The organism is Pantoea sp. EKM101V, from assembly GCF_011800325.1.
Taxonomy (GTDB): domain Bacteria; phylum Pseudomonadota; class Gammaproteobacteria; order Enterobacterales; family Enterobacteriaceae; genus Pantoea; species Pantoea anthophila.
The window spans coordinates 1-2,802 of sequence record NZ_JAALFP010000025.1; the positions used below are offsets into that span (position 1 = coordinate 1).

Sequence of the window (2,802 nt, forward strand, 5' to 3'; positions counted from 1 at the left end):
TGACGGTCGATGCGCGCGTCGGTGGAGAGCAGCTCGGCGGTGAGCACAAACGGGTGCGACAGCGCCTCGGTGCCCTTCAGCGTGTGGAACAGCAGGCCGTCCGCCGGCAGCTGTGCGGTAATACGTGAGTACATAGTCTTTTTTCCGTACAGACAAAACTGACGATAGAGCAAGTCAGCAAGGTGAATGGGTTCTGAATTTATGGTCAGGACGCGCGTCGGTGCTGAACAACTCAATGGCGCCGGTAAGTTGCTCGCGACAGCTGAGTTTCCAGAACCGCAGACTACCGACCGGCAGAAGGATGGTGATGCGATAAATACATAGTGATTACCCGGACTGACAAGCATCGGTGAATTAAGCGGCTATTGCTGCCTGTCAGATAAGCGTCTTTTACTGTTGCAATGCATCATATGGCGAATTAAGTTTCCACTGATGCTGTTCCGGTTGTACTCTTTCAGATAAGTGCATCGTGAGAACACGGCGCCACCGGAAGTGTGCGTTTCAGGGTTAATGCATCCGCAAAACTAGCGTTATCTGATGACTTACCATCAAGACGTAAGAAAAACGCTGCTGGATCTGTTAGTCAGAAAAACCCGACGTAAGAGGAAAATCATATCCTGTACTGATAATCATAGTCTGTCCCCCTTCCTGATCTAATTCGCAAGCCAGATTCCGTAATAAATGACTATAGAGCCAAAAGTAAGAATGATTTTTAAAAAAATGAACAGCCAGGGTGCCAGCTTGCTGGTTATCGGTGAAAACTTCCTGTAATTATCAGCGTTATACTTCTTGTGGAAGTCCATGATAGTGCCAAACATATTGCACAATGCAACAAGTATATACCTCATACCCCATACAAACAGTAATGACACCCCTAACTCCTCCATTAAATCCCCCGCCGCGTCCCTGGCAAAACCTGGAATTATCGCTGCCAATGCTTTAAGAACGAAGCCTAAAGTAATAATGGCGATAAAAACCCCGATAAAAGCTTTCCCTATACGGACCAGGGTTCTTTTCCCATAGGAAATCTTACTACTCCAGATAAAATATGCAGTCGCTAAAAAGAAAAACAAAAATACTATGTTTTCCATGATATTGTCATCCCTGTTAAAATTAAATTACTCACCAGAAATAGTTTATAAATTGCCTCATTGACTTTTAACGCTTGAAATGGCAGGCCGTCAACCTGGTTATAGATTTCAATTTGGGGAAACATCATCGCTATTAGCATAGAACACTTAAAATTAATGACTGAACACCATGGATAAAAATCCTGTTAACACTTTAATAGAATCATTTAAAGCTTTTATTAGGTAATAAAAATATCAACACCCCTCTTAATTAAACAAGAGTATACAATTCATCCCCTAATACCAAAGTCAAGATAGCCTTCTGCAGTAATAGCAAAACACCACTTCGCTTCCTTATCAAAAAAATAATGGTGCTGAGGGATGTTATTTATTACATAAATTACAAAAGACATGAATGTTTTTGAATCAAACGAAACCGCAAAGTCAAGCGAGGAATCATTAATGTAAAAAATCCCAACCCCACTACTTATAAAGTTATATAGTCCACTTTCTTCAATGAACTCTTCAACATCCTTTTCAATCTGTGTGGATTTGAAATCAATTGGCTTTTCAACATGTAACTTTAAAGACTTCCAGTCTATCTTTGAACCCTTCCAATTAAATGAATCAGAGAGCAAATCAGCAACTGGCTCCCATTCATTAATTATTATTGGCTTAGGATAAAAACCATCCATATCCAATAAGACCTCTTGCTCTAAGTTCATTCTTATCTACACAGATTCGATAGTAAGTTAAACAATCCCTTTAGTTTGTTCACTGATGATTAACGACATCCTTCTTTTACATCTTCGCCACCACATCATCTTCGTTAATGAAAACTTCAAAATCCATATCTTTCGAACAATAATTAAGGAAAGACTTGCTTATTTTCGGATCAGAATTGAGAGCAATACATCCGAATCCAACATCATCATGAGGATAAATAGCCACATTTTTTGATAAGTTAATATAAAAACACACCTGGCCAATTACTCCTGCGTGACACATTAACAATCGAGAAAGATCTTTGAAGTCATTAGCATCAAAGCTCAACTTTAATGAACCTGCAGGTAAACAGGAGTCCCCATATAGATAGTTTTCAAAATCATCATTCATAGGGAATACTAACCCTTTACCTTTAACATCCTCGTATAACCTCCCATATTTTTTTATAGTATCAACGTCATCCTCTCTTTCATCATTGAATGAAAGTGCAATCAGAACAATACCCTCATCAACACTAGCCCCGAAATATCCCTCAAACAAATTGATTGCCTTATCAATTAAATTATATGAAAAAGCACTTTTTTTTTCAAAATAACCAACCCAATTTTCTGACTGTCTAAAACCAGAAAAATTAATATCACTTAGTGAAAAACTATTTGTCAACTTTGATAATTTTACCATCACTCATGCCTATAGTTATTTTATGCCTTGGTTTTGGTGCTGACTTACCTATGCCAACTTTCCATTCACCTTGCTTGTCACTATGCGAAGTATTACTTTTACTCCAAATTTCGTTAGTGTGGTTGTTCTTATAATCTCCTCCTTTAACTTTAATAAAATCTTCCGGATGCGATGTTGGGGTTCTGACAATATCTCCTATTTCAGCACTATTTACTTTTTTCTTCGGGTTATCCAGATGGCATTTGGAGAGCCCCAGCGGATCCACCCAGCTCAGCGGATTCGGCGCATACTGATAAAGGTTAACCCCACCAGCAAGCCCTATCGG

3 protein-coding genes and 1 pseudogene are annotated in these 2,802 nt (G+C 39.2%); all 4 read right to left on the bottom strand.

Annotation, left to right across the window (positions count from 1 at the left end):
• Positions 1-653 precede the first annotated feature (653 nt).
• On the bottom strand, positions 654-1,091 hold the full coding sequence (locus HFD92_RS21390) for a hypothetical protein (RefSeq protein WP_167429664.1): 438 nt from the start codon (positions 1,089-1,091) through the stop codon (positions 654-656).
• A 269-nt stretch (positions 1,092-1,360) separates the two neighbouring features.
• Positions 1,361-1,795, bottom strand: a complete 435-nt coding sequence (locus HFD92_RS21395) for a type IV secretion protein Rhs (protein WP_255461746.1) — start codon at positions 1,793-1,795, stop codon at positions 1,361-1,363.
• Positions 1,796-1,871: 76 nt separating this feature from the next.
• Positions 1,872-2,477 carry a hypothetical protein gene (locus tag HFD92_RS21400; protein ID WP_167429665.1) on the bottom strand — a complete coding sequence of 202 codons (606 nt, stop codon included), beginning with the start codon at positions 2,475-2,477 and terminating at the stop codon, positions 1,872-1,874.
• Positions 2,449-2,802 (bottom strand): annotated as a pseudogene (locus tag HFD92_RS21405) (hypothetical protein); the annotation flags it as partial. The gene HFD92_RS21400 and the pseudogene HFD92_RS21405, both read right to left, overlap by 29 nt.